Here is a 17,382-nt window from a genome sequence, read left to right as displayed (position 1 = left end):
TGCCCAATTTTGCAATCGCTCCTTCCTGTATAATCAATTGAATTGTACTTATTCTACTTCGTTGTAGTCAAGTACTGTTTTCTTGTTAGCCAAGATACGATCATATTCTTCTTTTGATCCAACAATAAGTTTCTCGAATTCACGCTGACCTGTACCGGCAGGAATCAAGTGACCACAAATCACATTTTCCTTCATACCTTCCAGCTTATCGATTTTACCGTTGATAGCAGCCTCATTCAAAACTTTAGTTGTTTCCTGGAAAGAAGCAGCCGACATGAAGCTTGAAGTCTGCAAAGCAGCACGGGTAATACCCTGAAGGATCTGAGTAGAGGTAGCAGCAACAGCGTCACGAACCTCAACAGGCTTCAAGTCACGGCGTTTCAACATACTGTTCTCATCACGCAATTTACGGGCAGTAACAATCTGCCCTGGTTGCAGGTTCTGAGAATCACCAGCATTCACTACAACTTTTTTACCCCAAATACGATCATTCTCTTCCATAAATTCCAACTTATCAACAACTTGTTGTTCCAAGAAGCGAGTATCTCCCGGTTCTTCGATCTGTACCTTACGCATCATCTGACGAACAATAATCTCAAAGTGCTTATCGTTAATCTTCACACCCTGCAAACGGTATACATCCTGAACTTCATTCACAATATATTCCTGTACAGCCGTAGGACCTTTGATTGCCAAAATATCTGCCGGAGTAATTGCACCATCAGACAACGGAGTACCAGCACGCACATAGTCATTTTCCTGCACCAAAATCTGCTTAGACAATGCAACCAAGTATTTCTTAACCTCACCAGTCTTGGAAGTCACAATGATCTCGCGGTTACCACGTTTGATCTTACCCATTGTCACCTCACCGTCAATTTCAGAAACGACAGCTGGATTTGACGGGTTACGGGCTTCAAACAATTCAGTAACACGAGGAAGACCACCCGTGATATCACCCGCCTTACCTACGGCACGCGGAATCTTCACGATTACTTCACCCGCTCTTACCTTCTGACCGTTCTCAATGATTACGTGACCACCTACCGGCAAGTTATAAGTACGGATTAAATCACCGTCCTCTGTCAAAATATGAGCTGTAGGAACTTTGGTTTTATCCTTAGATTCAATAATAATAATTTCGCGGAGACCTGTTGCTTCATCCGATTCAACCTTATAAGTAACGTTTTCAATTACGCCCTCAAATTCGATCTTACCAGTTGCTTCTGTGATAATAACAGCATTGAACGGGTCCCACTTGGCAATCAGCTTGCCCTTCTCAACCAAGTCACCATCACCTACATACAGTGTTGAACCATAAGGAACGTTATGAGTAGAAAGAACAATGCCTGTGTTCACATCTACAAAGCGTACTTCAGCCAAACGGCCTACTACTACTTTTGCAGATTCCCCCATCTCATCAACGATATCTACCGTGCGCAACTCTTCAAACTCAAGACGTGCATTATTCTTAGCAACGATACTTGCATTGGCTGCAATGTTCGCAGCAGTACCACCGGCATGGAATGTACGCAATGTCAACTGCGTACCCGGCTCACCAATAGACTGAGCAGCGATTACACCGACAGCTTCACCCTTCTGAACCATGCGGCTCGTTGCCAAGTTACGGCCGTAACATTTAGCACAAACACCCTTCTTAGCCTCACAAGTCAATACCGAACGAATTTCAACGCTCTCAATCGGAGATTCTTGAATCTTCTTGGCAATTTCTTCTGTGATTTCTTCACCACCAGCAACAAGCAATTCGCCTGTAGTAGGATGAATAATATCATGGACAGAGACACGACCTAAGATACGTTCATACAGAGTAGCAATAACTTCATCGTTGTTCTTAAGGTCCGTACAAACCAATCCACGAAGTGTACCGCAGTCTTCTTCTGTAATAATCACATCGTGTGATACATCCACCAGACGACGAGTCAGATAACCAGCATCAGCAGTCTTCAAAGCAGTATCCGCCAAACCTTTACGAGCACCGTGGGTAGAGATAAAGTACTCCAACACCGAAAGGCCTTCTTTAAAGTTTGACAAAATCGGATTCTCGATAATCTGACCACCTTCAGCACCTGCTTTCTGTGGTTTTGCCATCAAACCACGCATACCTGACAACTGACGAATCTGTTCTTTAGAACCACGGGCACCTGAGTCAAGCATCATATATACAGAGTTGAACCCCTGATCATCCGAAGAAATTGTTTTCATCAGGATATTCGACAACTCGGAGTTTACATGTGTCCAAATGTCGATCACCTGATTGTAACGTTCATTGTTAGTAATGAAACCCATGTTATAGTTGTTTACGACTTGTTCAACTTCATCGTAACCTTTCTGTACCAGAGCTTCTTTTTCTTTCGGAATAATGATATCGCCCAAGTTGAATGACAACCCACCCTTGAACGCCATCTGATAACCTAAATTCTTGATTCCGTCCAGGAAGTCGGCAGCCTTAGCTACACCACAAACCTTAATTACATTACTAATAATATCACGAAGAGATTTCTTAGAGATAATTGTATTGATATAGCCTGCTTCAGGCGGAACGATTTCATTAACAATCACACGTCCTACCGAAGTTTCACGCATTACATCTACAATGTTACCATTTTCATCAACGTCTTTTACGATCACTTTTACCGGAGCATGAATATCTACCTTACCTTCATTGTAAGCGATCAACGCCTCTTCCGGTCCGTAGAATGTTAACCCTTCACCTTTTGCACCGGCGCGCAACTTGGTTATATAGTACAAACCAAGAACCATATCCTGTGCTGGCACAGTAATAGGCGCACCATTTGCCGGGTTCAAAATATTATGTGATTGAAGCATCAACATTTGTGCTTCCAAAATAGCTTCATTACTCAAAGGCAAATGGACAGCCATCTGGTCACCGTCAAAGTCAGCGTTGAATGCCGTACATGCCAACGGGTGCAATTGGATAGCCTTACCTTCGATCATCTTAGGCTGGAAAGCCTGAATACCCAAACGGTGCAATGTCGGAGCACGGTTCAACAGTACTGGATGCCCTTTCATTACATGTTCCAAAATATCCCAAATCACCGGTTCCTTACGGTCAACAATCTTCTTAGCAGACTTCACAGTCTTAACAATACCACGTTCGATGAGCTTACGAATAATAAACGGCTTGTACAATTCGGCAGCCATCAATTTAGGAATACCGCATTCACCCATCTTCAATTCCGGGCCCACAACGATTACCGAACGAGCAGAGTAGTCAACACGTTTACCCAGCAGGTTCTGGCGGAAACGTCCTTGCTTACCTTTCAAGCTATCAGACAATGACTTCAACGGGCGATTAGCGTCTGTCTTCACAGCACTTGACTTACGTGAGTTGTCGAACAAAGAATCGACAGATTCCTGAAGCATGCGCTTTTCATTACGCAAAATCACTTCCGGAGCCTTGATTTCAATCAGCCGTTTCAGACGGTTATTACGGATAATCACACGACGATAAAGGTCATTCAAGTCAGAGGTAGCAAAACGACCACCATCCAACGGAACCAATGGACGAAGTTCGGGCGGAATAACCGGTACGATACGCACAATCATCCATTCCGGTTTGTTGCGTCCACGCGATGCACGGAACGATTCTACTACCTGAAGACGTTTCAAAGCTTCATTCTTACGTTGCTGTGAAGCATCGTTACCTGCACGGTGACGCAACTCGTAAGACAAAGCATCCAAATCCAAACGAGCCAGCAAATCATAGATTGCCTCAGCCCCCATCTTCGCAACAAATTTGTTCGGATCATTATCTTCGAGATATTGATTATCTTTTGGAAGCGTATCCAAAATATCCAGATATTCTTCTTCAGAAAGTAAATCATATTCAGCTACACCATCTTCAGCTTTTACACCCGGCTGAATAACAACATAACGTTCGTAATATATAATCGAATCCAGTTTCTTTGTCGGCAGTCCGAGCAAATAACCGATTTTATTAGGGAGCGAACGGAAATACCAGATGTGAGCCACCGGCACAACCAACTGAATATGTCCCATACGTTCACGGCGTACTTTCTTTTCAGTAACTTCCACACCACAACGGTCGCAGACGATACCTTTATAACGGATACGCTTATATTTACCGCAATGACATTCATAATCCTTGATAGGACCAAAGATGCGCTCGCAGAACAAACCATCACGTTCGGGCTTGTACGTACGGTAATTAATGGTTTCAGGCTTCAAAACTTCACCACTCGAGTTCTCAAGGATTTCTTCCGGAGAAGCCAGACCAATTGAGATCTTCGAGAAATTACTTTTCGTCTTATTTTCTTTTCTAAAAGCCATACTCTATATAATTGAGATTTGATAATTGAATCATTGGAAATTGAAAAGACACGGATGTCAACAGACCGTCATCGGCTCATTGACATCACGTATTTTTTATTATTTTATTCTAGGTTGATACTCAAACCTAATCCTCTCAACTCGTGCAACAATACGTTCAAGGATTCCGGAATACCAGGTTGCGGCATCGGTTCACCTTTCACAATTGCTTCATAAGCTTTCGAACGTCCTACCACGTCATCAGACTTGATAGTAAGAATTTCCTGCAGGATATGAGCAGCACCAAAACCTTCGAGTGCCCAGACCTCCATTTCTCCGAAACGCTGACCACCAAACTGTGCTTTACCACCAAGAGGTTGCTGAGTAATCAATGAGTACGGACCGATAGAACGAGCGTGCATCTTGTCTTCAACCATGTGCCCCAACTTCAACATGTAAGTCACACCCACAGTAGCTGCCTGATCAAATTGCTCACCTGTACCACCATCATAAAGATAAGTTTTACAGTAGCGAGGCAATCCTGCCTTATCTGTCCACTGATCCAGATCTTCCATTGTAGCACCGTCGAAAATAGGAGTTGCAAATTTCACACCCAATGTTTTTCCGGCACGTCCTAACACAGCTTCGAAAATCTGACCAATATTCATACGAGAAGGCACACCCAACGGATTCAATACGATGTCAACTGGAGTACCATCTGACAAAAACGGCATATCTTCCTGACGAACAACACGGGATACAATACCCTTGTTGCCGTGGCGGCCTGCCATCTTATCACCCACGCCAATCTTACGCTTCTTAGCAATATATACTTTTGCCATCTGAATAATACCAGCTGGAAGTTCATCACCAATTGTAATAGCAAACTTCTTACGCTTCAATTCTGCATCCAGCTCTTTGTATTTCTTAATGAAATTCATGATCAGATCACGAATCATACCATTAATATGCTCATCACTAGTCCAATTGCTCAATTGAATAGAAGTAAAGTCGAGTGAATCAAAATCAGAAGCACTGAACTTAGCACCTTTCGCAATTACTTCCGCACCCAGATAATCCTTCACGCCTTGAGAAACCTTGCCTTCAGTCAAAATCATCAGTTTCTTAACCAAGATCTGTTTCAAATCAGCCGCCTTAGACTCAAATTCATCATCGATCTTAGGCAACAATGCCTTATCGGCTAATTTAGAGCTACGGTTCTTAATCACACGTGAGAAAAGTTTCTTATCAATCACAACACCCTTCAAAGAAGGGGAAGCTTTCAAGGAAGCATCTTTCACATCACCCGCCTTATCACCAAAGATAGCACGAAGCAATTTTTCTTCCGGAGAAGGTATCGGATTCCCCCTTCGGTGTAATCTTACCGATCATAATATCACCAGGCTCAATACGAGCACCGATTCTCACGATACCATTTTCATCCAGATCTTTCGTAGCTTCTTCACTTACATTCGGGATATCAGAAGTCAACTCTTCCATACCACGTTTTGTTTCACGAACTTCCAAAGAATATTCCTCTACGTGAACCGAAGTCAACAAGTCTTCGCGTACCACACGTTCGTTCAATACGATAGCATCCTCATAGTTGTAACCTTTCCAAGGCATGTAAGCCACCAACAGGTTCTTGCCCAATGCCAATTCCCCCTTTTCTGTAGAATAGCCTTCTGTCAAGATATCTCCCTTCTTCACACGCTGGCCTCTGTCACAAATCGGACGCAGGTCAATTGTCATGTTCTGGTTAGTCTTACGGAACTTAGGTATTCTATATTCTTTCAAAGCTGGTTCAAAACTTACAAACTCTTCGTCCTCTGTACGGTCATACAGAATACGGATAGTGGTAGCATCAACGTAGTCAACAACCCCATCCCCTTCTGCAGTAATCTGAGTACGAGAGTCCCTTACCAACTGACGTTCAATACCTGTACCTACAATCGGTGCTTCACTTCTCAACAAAGGAACCGCTTGGCGCATCATGTTTGACCCCATCAATGCACGGTTAGCATCATCATGTTCCAGAAAAGGAATCAATGAAGCAGCGATAGATGCAATTTGCTGAGGAGAAACGTCCATTAGATCAACCTCCGTCGGTTCAACAACCGGGAAGTCAGCATCCTGACGAGATTTAACTTTATTACGCACAAATGTACCGTCATCATTCAACGGAGCATTTCCCTGTGCGATAACCTTTCCTTCCTCTTCTTCAGCAGTCAGATAAACCAAACCATTATCAGAAAGATCTACTTTCCCATTTTCCACCTTACGGTACGGAGTTTCAATGAATCCAAGATCATTAATCTTAGCAAATACACACAATGAAGAAATCAAACCAATGTTCGGACCTTCAGGAGTCTCAATCGGACAAAGACGACCATAGTGTGTGTAGTGAACATCACGAACCTCAAATCCGGCACGTTCACGGGAAAGACCACCAGGCCCAAGGGCAGACATACGACGCTTATGCGTAATTTCTGCCAAGGGATTTGTCTGGTCCATAAACTGTGACAATGCGTTTGTTCCGAAGAATGAGTTGATTACTGAAGAGATTGTCTTCGCGTTAATCAAATCGATCGGAGTAAACACTTCATTATCGCGAACATTCATACGTTCACGAATCGTACGAGACATACGAGCCAGACCAACAGCAAACTGATTAGAGAGCTGTTCACCTACAGTACGCACACGACGGTTGCTCAAGTGGTCAATATCATCCACATCTGCTTTAGAGTTAATCAACTCAATCAGATATTTGATGATTTCAATGATATCTTCCTTTGTGAGGACACGCACGTCCATATCAGTCGTCAGATTCAACTTTTTGTTGATTCTATAACGACCTACATCACCAAGGTCATATCGTTTTTCAGAGAAGAACAAGTTGTTAATAACCTCCCTTGCACTTGCGTCATCAGCCGGATCAGCATTACGCAACTGACGGTAAATATACAACACTGCTTCTTTTTCCGAGTTACTCGGGTCCTTCTGCAGCGTATTATATATAATAGAGAAATCAGACTGGTTCGGTTCATCTTTATGTAAAAGGATGTTCTGAACTCCCGATTCCAAAATTTCATCAATATGCTCCTCTTCCAGTACAGTTTCACGATCGATAATAACTTCGTTACGCTCAATAGAAACCACTTCACCGGTATCTTCATCAACGAAATCTTCAATCCAAGTTTTCAAGACACGCGCAGCCAATTTACGGCCTAACACTTTCTTCAGATTTGTCTTATTCACCTTCACATCTTCTGCAAGGTTGAAAATCTCAAGAATATCCTTGTCATTCTCGAAGCCAATCGCACGCAACAGAGTAGTTACCGGCAATTTCTTCTTTCGGTCGATGTATGCGTACATCACATTATTGATGTCAGTAGCAAACTCAATCCACGAACCTTTAAACGGAATAATACGAGCCGAATAAAGTTTCGTACCATTGGCATGCACACTCTGACCGAAGAACACACCCGGAGAACGGTGAAGCTGTGACACAACTACGCGTTCGGCACCGTTTATGACGAAAGTTGCCTTATCAGTCATATAAGGAATCGGACCGAGGAATACGTCCTGAATCACTGTATCAAAATCCTCGTGATCGGGGTCCGTACAGTAAAGCTTAAGTTTTGCTTTTAAAGGAACACTATAAGTAAGCCCACGCTCTATACAATCATCAATGGTATAGCGCGGCGGATCAATATAATAGTCCAGAAACTCAAGAACAAAATTGTTTCTAGTATCGGCAATAGGGAAGTTTTCGGCAAATACTTTATACAATCCCTCATTCTTACGCTTTTCAGGTGGGGTATCTAATTGTAGAAAGTCTTGGAATGACTTCAATTGTACTTCCAGAAAATCCGGATATTCGAGCGGATTCTTAGTCGAAGCAAAATTAACTCTTTGATTTACAGTATTTGAAGACATCTATTAATGAATTTGGAGAACTTAATTTGAAATATATACACAAAAAGGTTAAGAATCCTCTTGTGAAGGATTCCTAACCGAATTACCTGATTACCAGGCCAATGTTATTTAAGTTCAACTTCAGCTCCAGCTTCTTCCAATGTTTTCTTCAATGATTCTGCTTCGTCTTTAGCCAAACCTTCTTTAACTGTGCTAGGAGCACCGTCTACCAAGTCTTTAGCTTCTTTCAAACCAAGACCACAAGCTTCCTTAACGGCCTTAACTACCTGAAGTTTAGCTGCACCAGCGCTCTTCAATACTACATCGAAAGAAGTCTTTTCTTCTGCGGCAGCAGCACCAGCTGCAGGACCAGCAGCAACAGCTACAGCTGCAGCAGCAGGTTCAATACCGTATTCTTCTTTAAGGATAGTTGCAAGTTCATTAACTTCTTTTACTGTCAAGTTAACTAATTGTTCTGCAAAAGCTTTCAAATCTGCCATTTTTTGTATGATTTTAATTGTTTAAATACTTTGTTGATTTTTGAAAATAATTCGGGGATATTCCCCAAAAGTAATGACACCTTCTTCTATTTTACGCTTCGGGACGTTCACCAAGAGTCTTGAGAACTCCGTGCAAGGTGTTACCACCTGATTGAAGAGCAGAAATAACATTCTTGGCCGGAGATTGCAACAAGGCAACGATATCGGCAATAACTTCATTTTTACTCTTGATTGAAACGAGAGCATCCAATTGGTCAGCACCAATATAGAAGCTTTCTTCTGCATATGCCGCTTTCAGTCCGGGAATACCGTCTTTTGCTTTGTCTTTGATCAGCTTAGCAGGAACGTTTGCTGTATTGCTAAACATAACAGCAGTAGTACCTTTCAAAGAACTGTAAAGAGGTGAAAAGTCTCCTTCCAAACTTTCGAGTGCCTTGTGAAACAGAGTGTTTTTAACCACCATCAATTTGATATCTGATTTAAAGCAATCTCTTCGCAATGCGCTGGTAGCAGCAGCATCCATAGCTGTAACATCTACCAAGTAGAAGTGACCATATTCCTTTACTGTAGCAGCAATTTGCTCTATAATCGTACTTTTATCTTCCTTTCTCATTATTTCTCTGTTTTATTAGATTTCATCCACTGATTTCGGGTCGATCTTAATACCCGCACTCATTGTACTAGAAAGATAAATACTCTTAATATATGTACCCTTTGCTGCGGTCGGTTTCAGTTTGTTCAGAGTGGAGATAAACTCTTTCGCATTATCGCGAATCTGATCAGAGCTAAATGACACCTTACCGATAGAAGTATGAACAATACCGCTCTTATCAACCTTAAAGTCAATTTTACCTTGTTTTACTTCTTTTACAGCCTTAGCAACATCCATAGTTACAGTACCACTCTTAGGGTTCGGCATCAATCCACGAGGACCGAGTACACGACCGAGTGCACCAATTTTACCCATAATAGATGGCATAGTAATGATTACATCAATATCAGTCCATCCACCTTTGATCTTTTCAATATATTCGTCAAGACCAACATAATCAGCACCAGCTTCTTTTGCAGCAGCTTCAGCATCCGGTGTACAGAGTACCAACACACGTACCTCTTTACCAGTACCATGAGGAAGTGAAACAACACCTCTCACCATCTGGTTAGCTTTACGTGGGTCAACCCCTAAACGTACATCAATATCCAGTGAAGCATCAAACTTGGAAAAAGTGATTTCTTTTACCAAAGATGCAGCTTCTTTCAGTGAGTATGCCTTCCCTGCTTCAATTTTTTCTGCAGCTAACTTTTGATTTTTTGTCAGTTTACCCATTACAATTGAAGTTTATTAGTTATTAACCGGGAACTCCCCTTTTACAGCGATACCCATACTTCTAGCTGTACCTGCAACCATTCTCATGGCAGCTTCCACAGTAAAACAGTTCAAGTCAACCATTTTATCCTGAGCAATCGTACGAATCTGTTCCCAAGTAAGCTCGGCAACTTTCTTACGGTTAGGCTCAGCAGAACCACTCTTTACCTTAGCTACTTCAAGTAATTGAATAGCAACGGGAGGAGTCTTGATTACAAAATCGAAAGACTTATCTGCGTAGTAAGTAATGATAACAGGCAGAATTTTACCTGCTTTGTCTTGGGTTCTGGCATTGAATTGCTTGCAAAATTCCATGATATTGATACCCTTAGAACCCAAAGCAGGTCCAACGGGAGGTGATGGATTTGCAGCGCCTCCTTTAATCTGTAACTTGATTAGTCCAGCAACTTCTTTAGCCATTTTTTATTGATTTATATATAAACATTAAACGAAGAACAACAACAGTGTAACAATTCCGTGTTATTCCTTTTCCACTTGCATAAAGCCCAATTCAAGCGGAGTTTTGCGCCCGAATATCTTTACCATAACCTTCAGTTTCTTTTTTTCACTATTCACTTCTTCAATGATACCACTGAATCCGCTGAAAGGTCCAAAAGTAACTTTTACAGTTTCACCCACCACGTACGGAATATTGAGTTCTTCACCCGTTTCCTGCAGTTCGTCCACTGTACCAAGTATACGATTCACTTCTGATTGTCTGAGCGGCACCGGTTTTTCGGAACCACCTAAAAAGCCTATCACATTCGGAGTATTGCGTAGATGATGAGCGACCTCACCAACCAAGGCAGCCTCCACCAAAACATAACCAGGAAGATAACTCCTTTCTTTCACAATTTTTTTACCATTGCGAACCTGGTAAACTTTTTCAGTAGGAATCAATACCTGAGATACATATTCACCAAGGTCGCTGTTCTTCAGATCAGCTTCAATATATTCCTTTACCTTAGCTTCTTTTCCACTAATAGCACGCAAAACGTACCATTTTTTTTCAATCTCAGCCATTTTCAATTCCTATTTTTAATGTGGATAAACGATTTTTTCCATGAAATTCTGGAAACAGACATCCATACCCCATACTACCAATGCAATAAGCAGGGAAGCATATAAAACAACTACTGCACTGTTAGCAAGTTCAGAATACGTAGGCCACGATACTTTATGTACAAGTTCGTCGTAAGATTCTTTAATATAAGCTATAACCTTTTTCATTTCAATAATATTAGCACGGGAGGAGAGGCTCGAACTCCCGACACCCGGTTTTGGAGACCGGTGCTCTACCAACTGAGCTACTCCCGTGTGTAACATAATCAGTTCCCGATAAAAACCGAGAACTGATTATTTATTGTGTATTAGTCGATAATTTCAGTAATCTGACCAGCACCTACTGTACGCCCACCTTCGCGGATAGCAAAACGAAGACCTGAGTTCAATGCTACAGGATAGATCAACTCAACTGTAATAGTTACGTTGTCACCAGGCATTACCATTTCTGTTCCTTCCGGCAAAGTGATTTCACCTGTACAGTCCATAGTACGCAAGTAGAACTGAGGACGATATTTATTGTGGAACGGAGTGTGACGTCCACCTTCCTCTTTCTTCAAGATATAAACCTCAGCCTTGAATTTAGAGTGCGGCTTAATCTGACCTGGCTTACAAAGAACCATACCACGTTTGATTTCGTTCTTATCAATACCACGAAGCAACAAACCTACGTTATCACCAGCTTCACCTTGATCCAACAGTTTACGGAACATTTCAACGCCAGTTACAACAGACTTCTTATCTTCACCCAGACCAAGGATTTCAACTTCATCACCAACATGGATAACACCAGTTTCGATACGACCTGTTGCTACAGTACCACGACCTGTGATAGAGAACACATCTTCAACTGGCATCAAGAATGGTTTATCAACATCACGCGGAGGCAGCGGAATCCAGTTATCAACTGCATCCATCAGTTCCATAACTTTATTTTCCCATTTTTCAACACCGTTCAATGCGCCAAGAGCAGAACCACGGATGATAGGAGTATTGTCACCATCGAAATCATAGAATGAAAGAAGTTCTCTCATTTCCATTTCAACAAGTTCCAACATTTCTTCGTCGTCTACCATATCGCATTTATTCAAGAATACAACCAGACGAGGTACGTTTACCTGACGAGCCAACAAGATGTGTTCACGAGTCTGCGGCATCGGACCATCAGTTGCAGCACAAACGATGATAGCACCATCCATCTGAGCAGCACCAGTTACCATGTTCTTTACGTAGTCAGCGTGACCCGGACAGTCTACGTGCGCATAGTGACGGTTAGCTGTTTGATATTCAACGTGAGAAGTATTGATAGTGATACCTCTTTCTTTTTCTTCAGGAGCGTTGTCGATAGAATCAAAAGAACGCAATTCTGAAAGACCTTTCTTTGCCAACACAGTAGTGATAGCAGCTGTCAACGTTGTCTTACCGTGGTCTACGTGACCGATTGTACCAATGTTTACGTGCGGTTTGGTACGTTCAAATTTCTCTTTAGCCATAGCTTTACTTGTTATTTATTTGATTAATAATCAGCATTTACATCCTTTATGAGCTGTTACCGGGATTTGAACCCGGGACCTCTTCCTTACCAAGGAAGTGCTCTACCACTGAGCTATAACAGCAAGAAAAGAGCGGAAGACGGGACTCAAACCCGCGACCCTCAGCTTGGAAGGCTAATGCTCTATCAACTGAGCTACTTCCGCATTCTTGCCAGAGTTATCACTCTGATTGTGGGCAAAGATGGATTCGAACCACCGAAGGCGTAAGCCAGCAGATTTACAGTCTGCCCCATTTGGCCACTCTGGTATTTGCCCTTTTCAAAATCAAGAAATAAAAGAACTATTTTTCAAAACAATACGCTAAGACAAACGCTCTATCTTGTTCTTATATTTCTTTTCGAGCCTCTTGTCGGATTCGAACCAACGACCCCGAGATTACAAATCACGTGCTCTGGCCAACTGAGCTAAAGAGGCAAGTTACTAAAAAATGCAACCGTCACGTTCTAACGTGAGCGAAACGGCTGCAAATTTAGTTATTTATTTCTTTCCCGCAAAATATTTGGGATTTTTTATTTATTACGTTGCTTTTCCTTGTATTTAACCAGTTGTTTTCCGAGCGCTTCCACATCTAAATCAATTGCCTCTTCAAATGTATCGCATACTTTGCTTGCATAAAACTCCCCATTGGGGATCAATACTTTAATGCCAGCTTCTTTATTTTCAGCAACTTCTGGTTTTACTACCTTCAATGACACCTCTACTTTCTTTATATCTTCGTAATATTTTTCCAACTTGGCCACTTTCTTCTGAATAAATGCCTGTAATTGCTCTGACGCATCAAAGTGAATTGATTGAATTCTAACATCCATACTTACCTCCTTTTTTTAAGCTCTTGGATGAGCTTGTTTATACACTTTTTTAAGTTCTTCAAATGTGGCATGCGTATAGATCTCGGTCGTCGTAATACTCTCGTGACCCAAAAGTTCTTTTACCGCGCCCAACTCTGCTTCATTATTCAGCATTGTGGTAGCAAAAGTATGCCTCAATACGTGAGGACTCTTTTTTTTCAGCGTCGCCACCTTTGACAGGTTTCGTTTCACTAAATTATAGACTAGACTCTTATAAAGCCGTTCACCATTCTCTCTAACAAAGAAAGCTTCTGGCCTTTCCCGAATCGTTTCGTTTCTTACATTAATATATTCAAGCATCAACTCCCGTAGCTCATCACCAAACGGTATCAGCCGTTGCTTATTTCTTTTCCCGGTTACTTTCAGAAGAGAAGCCGAAAAATCCACATCCTTATCATCCAAACCTATCAATTCTGAAAGCCTCATGCCTGTAACATAAAACATTTCAATAACCAACCGATCCCGACAACCTTTAAATCCTTCGCCAAAATCCATATCATCCAATAACCGATTCATTTCGTTCTCTTTTAAGAACACAGGCAACGCTTTTTTGTTTTTAGGTCCTTTTATTTTACACAATGGATCTACAACCGTTTCTCCCTGTCTTATAAGATACTTGTAATACGTCCGGAGTGAACTTAGCTTACGATTTACAGAAGTTGAGGTATACCCTTTATCCATCAATGAAACAATCCAGTCACGAATCAGTTCAGCCTCGACCTCTAACGGATTAAATTTTCCATACTCTTCCTGAGCAAACTCCTGCAGTTGCTTTATATCTTCACCGTATGCAAGAACGGTTTTCTCAGAATAGTTCCGCTCATACTGGAGATAATCAAGAAAAGATTCTATCAACATAATATCGCTACATCTAAAATCGTGCAACGAATGTATGAAAAGAATTCAATAAATCAAAGGAATTTACGAATTATTAATCTTCTACTTGCTGAAGTTGTTGTACGTAAACTGCGCGTTCTTTCTTAAGTCTTTTAATTACAGACGGTTTATCAAACTGCTGTCTACTTCTCAATTCTTTTACGATGCCAGTTTTCTCGAATTTTCTTTTGAACTTTTTCAGCGCTTTTTCAATGTTTTCGCCTTCTTTTACAGGTACTACAATCATTTTGTTACTATTAATATGTTATGATTAAAAAAATTCCGCAGTTGAATTGCGTCGCAAAATTACACATACTTTCTTTATCCACAAAACTTTCGGCAAAAATTTCTCAAAAACTATTCATAAACAAGTCATTAAATGCAGAAAGTTAGTACCTTTGAACACTTACATGTCTATAATAATATAATTTATGAAACAGAACATAAAAGAACGAATACATGCACTACGCATGACATTCCATGCCAATCACATTAAAGCATTCATTATCCCTAGTACTGACCCCCATCTTAGTGAATATGTAGCCGCCCACTGGATGTCACGCGAATGGATTTCTGGTTTTACAGGTTCTGCAGGAACAGTGGTCATCCTGATGGACAAAGCGGGATTATGGACCGACTCACGTTACTTTCTTCAGGCAGCGAAAGAACTGGAAGGCAGCGGTATCACACTCTACAAAGAAATGTTGCCGGAAACTCCAAGCATAACAGAGTTTCTCTGTCAGTACTTAAAAACCGGAGAATCTGTAAGTATCGATGGGAAAATGTTCTCCGTACAACAGGTCGAACAGATAAAAGAAGAACTAGCAGCACATCAGTTACAGGTAGATATAGTTGGAGATCCATTAAAAAACATCTGGAAAGACCGGCCCTCCATACCTGATTCTCCAGCCTTTATCTATGATATCAAATATGCAGGAAAAAGCTGCGAAGAAAAAATATCCACCATCCGTACGGAGTTGAAAAAGAAAGGTATCTATGCTTTATTCATATCTGCACTGGACGAAATAGCATGGACTCTCAATCTACGAGGAAACGATATACATTGCAATCCAGTCATAGTGAGCTACCTTTTAATTACACAGGATCAGGTAACTTACTTCATTTCACCGGAAAAAGTGACGTCGGAGGTCAAGACCTATCTGAAGAAACAACAAATAGGAATACAAAAATATGAGGAGGTAGAGACATTCCTGAACTCTTTCCCCGGTGAAAATATCCTTATTGATCCACGAAAAACGAATTATGCGATTTACTCGGCCATCAATCCGAAATGTTCCATTATTCGTGGCGAGTCTCCCGTCACATTATTGAAAGCCATTCGTAATGAGCAGGAAATAGCCGGCATACATGCTGCCATGCAACGGGATGGAGTGGCACTTGTCAAATTCCTTAAGTGGCTGGAAGAATCTGTATGCACTGGAAAAGAAACGGAATTAAGTATAGATAAAAAATTGCATGAGTTCAGAGCAGCGCAGCCTCTCTACATGGGAGAAAGTTTCGATACCATTGCAGGATATAAAGAGCATGGGGCAATCGTGCATTATTCAGCAACTCCGGAAAGCGATGCACCTCTTCAACCTAAAGGGTTTCTACTCTTAGATTCAGGAGCCCAATATTTGGATGGGACCACTGATATCACTCGTACTATCGCATTAGGTGAACTGACGGAAGAGGAGAAAATGGATTATACCTTAATATTAAAGGGACACATCGCATTGGCCATGGCCAAATTCCCAACCGGAACCCGTGGAGCGCAACTCGATGTACTGGCGCGTATGCCTATTTGGAATCACAGAATGAACTTTCTCCATGGCACAGGGCACGGTGTCGGGCATTTTTTGAGTGTGCACGAAGGACCGCAAAGTATTCGCATGAATGAGAATCCTGTAATTCTCCAGCCCGGTATGATTACCTCCAATGAACCAGGTGTTTATAAGGAAGGCAGTCACGGGATACGTACAGAGAATCTGATGTTAGTCTGCAAAGATGGAGAGGGGATGTTTGGAGAATATCTTAAATTTGAGACTATCACTTTATGCCCTATCTGCAAAAAGGGAATCATCAAAGATATGTTGACAGCAGAGGAAACAGAGTGGCTAAATAATTATCACCAGACAGTTTACGAAAAGCTATCACCATCGCTTAACAAAGAAGAAAAAGTTTGGCTGCAGGAAGCTACTGCTCCTATATAAAAACAATAATATAGCATAACATTCAATTAAAAACATTACTAAAACAGATATATCTTATGGCTTTAATCAAATCAGTACGAGGATTCACTCCCGAAATCAGCGAAAACTGTTTTCTCGCAGATAACGCAACTATCATAGGAGATGTAAAAATAGGAAATGATTGTAGCATTTGGTTTAGCACCGTTTTGCGAGGTGATGTCAATTCCATACGAATTGGCAATGGAGTCAATATCCAAGACGGAAGCGTACTGCATACATTATATCAGAAATCAATTATTGAAATTGGAGATCATGTTTCTGTAGGACACAATGTGACCATCCATGGAGCGACTATTAAAGATTATGCACTAGTCGGAATGGGGTCAACGATATTAGACCATGCCATAATTGGAGAAGGAGCTATCGTTGCCGCTGGATCTTTGGTCTTAAGTAATACGGTGATTGAACCTGGAAGTATTTGGGGCGGAGTACCCGCCAAATTTATTAAAAAAGTAGACCCGGAACAAGCCAAAGAGTTGAACCAGAAAATCGCTCACAATTATCTAATGTATTCGCAATGGTATAAAGAAGCTGAAGAGACATTATAGACAATTTTTACTTCACATGCTATCCTACTTCCGATTCACAGTTTCCCGCGTGGGAACTCCCGTTTCCAGGCAGGAAACGCTAATTCCAAAGTAAGGAAACGAAAGTTTCCTCTTATGGATACTGGGGTTTCCACGTATGGAAACGGAG

The 17,382-nt window shown here is 41.5% G+C and carries 13 protein-coding genes, 5 tRNA genes and 1 pseudogene; 2 read left to right on the top strand and 17 right to left on the bottom strand.

Annotated elements, in window-relative coordinates; genetic code table 11:
- Positions 1 to 48: 48 nt before the first annotated feature.
- The 17 genes and pseudogenes from rpoC to rpsU form a co-directional block, all read right to left on the bottom strand.
- On the bottom strand, positions 49 to 4,332 hold the full coding sequence (gene rpoC, locus AB9N12_RS09075) for a DNA-directed RNA polymerase subunit beta' (RefSeq protein WP_369891548.1): 4,284 nt from the start codon (positions 4,330 to 4,332) through the stop codon (positions 49 to 51).
- Between the two features lie 104 nt (positions 4,333 to 4,436).
- Positions 4,437 to 8,250: pseudogene (gene rpoB / locus AB9N12_RS09070) on the bottom strand (DNA-directed RNA polymerase subunit beta).
- Between the two features lie 104 nt (positions 8,251 to 8,354).
- Positions 8,355 to 8,729, bottom strand: coding sequence for a 50S ribosomal protein L7/L12 (gene rplL / locus AB9N12_RS09065; RefSeq protein WP_004296358.1), 375 nt, complete (start codon positions 8,727 to 8,729; stop codon positions 8,355 to 8,357).
- A gap of 91 nt (positions 8,730 to 8,820) precedes the next feature.
- Entirely contained in the window at positions 8,821 to 9,342 is a 522-nt protein-coding gene (rplJ, locus tag AB9N12_RS09060; protein WP_369891546.1) for a 50S ribosomal protein L10, read from the bottom strand.
- 15 nt (positions 9,343 to 9,357) lie between these two features.
- Complete coding sequence (rplA, locus tag AB9N12_RS09055) at positions 9,358 to 10,056, bottom strand: 50S ribosomal protein L1 (RefSeq protein WP_369891544.1); 699 nt, start codon at positions 10,054 to 10,056, stop codon at positions 9,358 to 9,360.
- Positions 10,057 to 10,071: 15 nt separating this feature from the next.
- Complete coding sequence (rplK, locus tag AB9N12_RS09050) at positions 10,072 to 10,515, bottom strand: 50S ribosomal protein L11 (protein ID WP_004307548.1); 444 nt, start codon at positions 10,513 to 10,515, stop codon at positions 10,072 to 10,074.
- A gap of 60 nt (positions 10,516 to 10,575) precedes the next feature.
- The gene (gene nusG / locus AB9N12_RS09045) at positions 10,576 to 11,118 is read right to left on the bottom strand and encodes a transcription termination/antitermination protein NusG (RefSeq protein WP_369891542.1); all 543 of its coding nucleotides are present in this window, start codon (positions 11,116 to 11,118) and stop codon (positions 10,576 to 10,578) included.
- Between the two features lie 15 nt (positions 11,119 to 11,133).
- On the bottom strand, positions 11,134 to 11,325 hold the full coding sequence (gene secE / locus AB9N12_RS09040; protein ID WP_004296363.1) for a preprotein translocase subunit SecE: 192 nt from the start codon (positions 11,323 to 11,325) through the stop codon (positions 11,134 to 11,136).
- Positions 11,326 to 11,339: 14 nt separating this feature from the next.
- A tRNA-Trp gene (locus AB9N12_RS09035) sits at positions 11,340 to 11,412 on the bottom strand.
- A 53-nt stretch (positions 11,413 to 11,465) separates the two neighbouring features.
- Positions 11,466 to 12,650: an elongation factor Tu gene (gene tuf, locus AB9N12_RS09030; RefSeq protein ID WP_369891540.1), complete on the bottom strand. Its 1,185-nt coding sequence runs from the start codon at positions 12,648 to 12,650 to the stop codon at positions 11,466 to 11,468.
- Positions 12,651 to 12,701: 51 nt separating this feature from the next.
- Positions 12,702 to 12,773 (bottom strand) — tRNA-Thr (locus AB9N12_RS09025).
- Between the two features lie 8 nt (positions 12,774 to 12,781).
- Positions 12,782 to 12,854, bottom strand: a tRNA-Gly gene (locus AB9N12_RS09020).
- Between the two features lie 28 nt (positions 12,855 to 12,882).
- Positions 12,883 to 12,965: transfer RNA gene (locus AB9N12_RS09015), tRNA-Tyr, on the bottom strand.
- Positions 12,966 to 13,050: 85 nt separating this feature from the next.
- Positions 13,051 to 13,124, bottom strand: a tRNA-Thr gene (locus AB9N12_RS09010).
- Positions 13,125 to 13,219: 95 nt separating this feature from the next.
- Complete coding sequence (hpf, locus tag AB9N12_RS09005) at positions 13,220 to 13,519, bottom strand: ribosome hibernation-promoting factor, HPF/YfiA family (RefSeq protein WP_369891538.1); 300 nt, start codon at positions 13,517 to 13,519, stop codon at positions 13,220 to 13,222.
- A 15-nt stretch (positions 13,520 to 13,534) separates the two neighbouring features.
- Positions 13,535 to 14,416 carry a tyrosine recombinase XerC gene (gene xerC, locus AB9N12_RS09000; RefSeq protein WP_369891536.1) on the bottom strand — a complete coding sequence of 294 codons (882 nt, stop codon included), beginning with the start codon at positions 14,414 to 14,416 and terminating at the stop codon, positions 13,535 to 13,537.
- 73 nt (positions 14,417 to 14,489) lie between these two features.
- Positions 14,490 to 14,681: a 30S ribosomal protein S21 gene (gene rpsU / locus AB9N12_RS08995; protein WP_018667902.1), complete on the bottom strand. Its 192-nt coding sequence runs from the start codon at positions 14,679 to 14,681 to the stop codon at positions 14,490 to 14,492.
- A gap of 184 nt (positions 14,682 to 14,865) precedes the next feature.
- On the opposite strand from rpsU, the gene AB9N12_RS08990 reads away from it, so the two are divergent.
- A complete protein-coding gene (locus AB9N12_RS08990) occupies positions 14,866 to 16,647 on the top strand; it encodes an aminopeptidase P family protein (protein WP_369891533.1) in 1,782 nt (593 codons plus the stop codon).
- Positions 16,648 to 16,703: 56 nt separating this feature from the next.
- Complete coding sequence (locus AB9N12_RS08985) at positions 16,704 to 17,234, top strand: gamma carbonic anhydrase family protein (protein ID WP_369891531.1); 531 nt, start codon at positions 16,704 to 16,706, stop codon at positions 17,232 to 17,234.
- The last annotated feature ends 148 nt before the right edge of the window (positions 17,235 to 17,382 follow it).

It is taken from the genome of Bacteroides sp. AN502(2024) (assembly GCF_041227145.1).
Lineage (GTDB): Bacteria > Bacteroidota > Bacteroidia > Bacteroidales > Bacteroidaceae > Bacteroides.
This window is presented reverse-complemented; position numbering and strand designations above follow the sequence as displayed.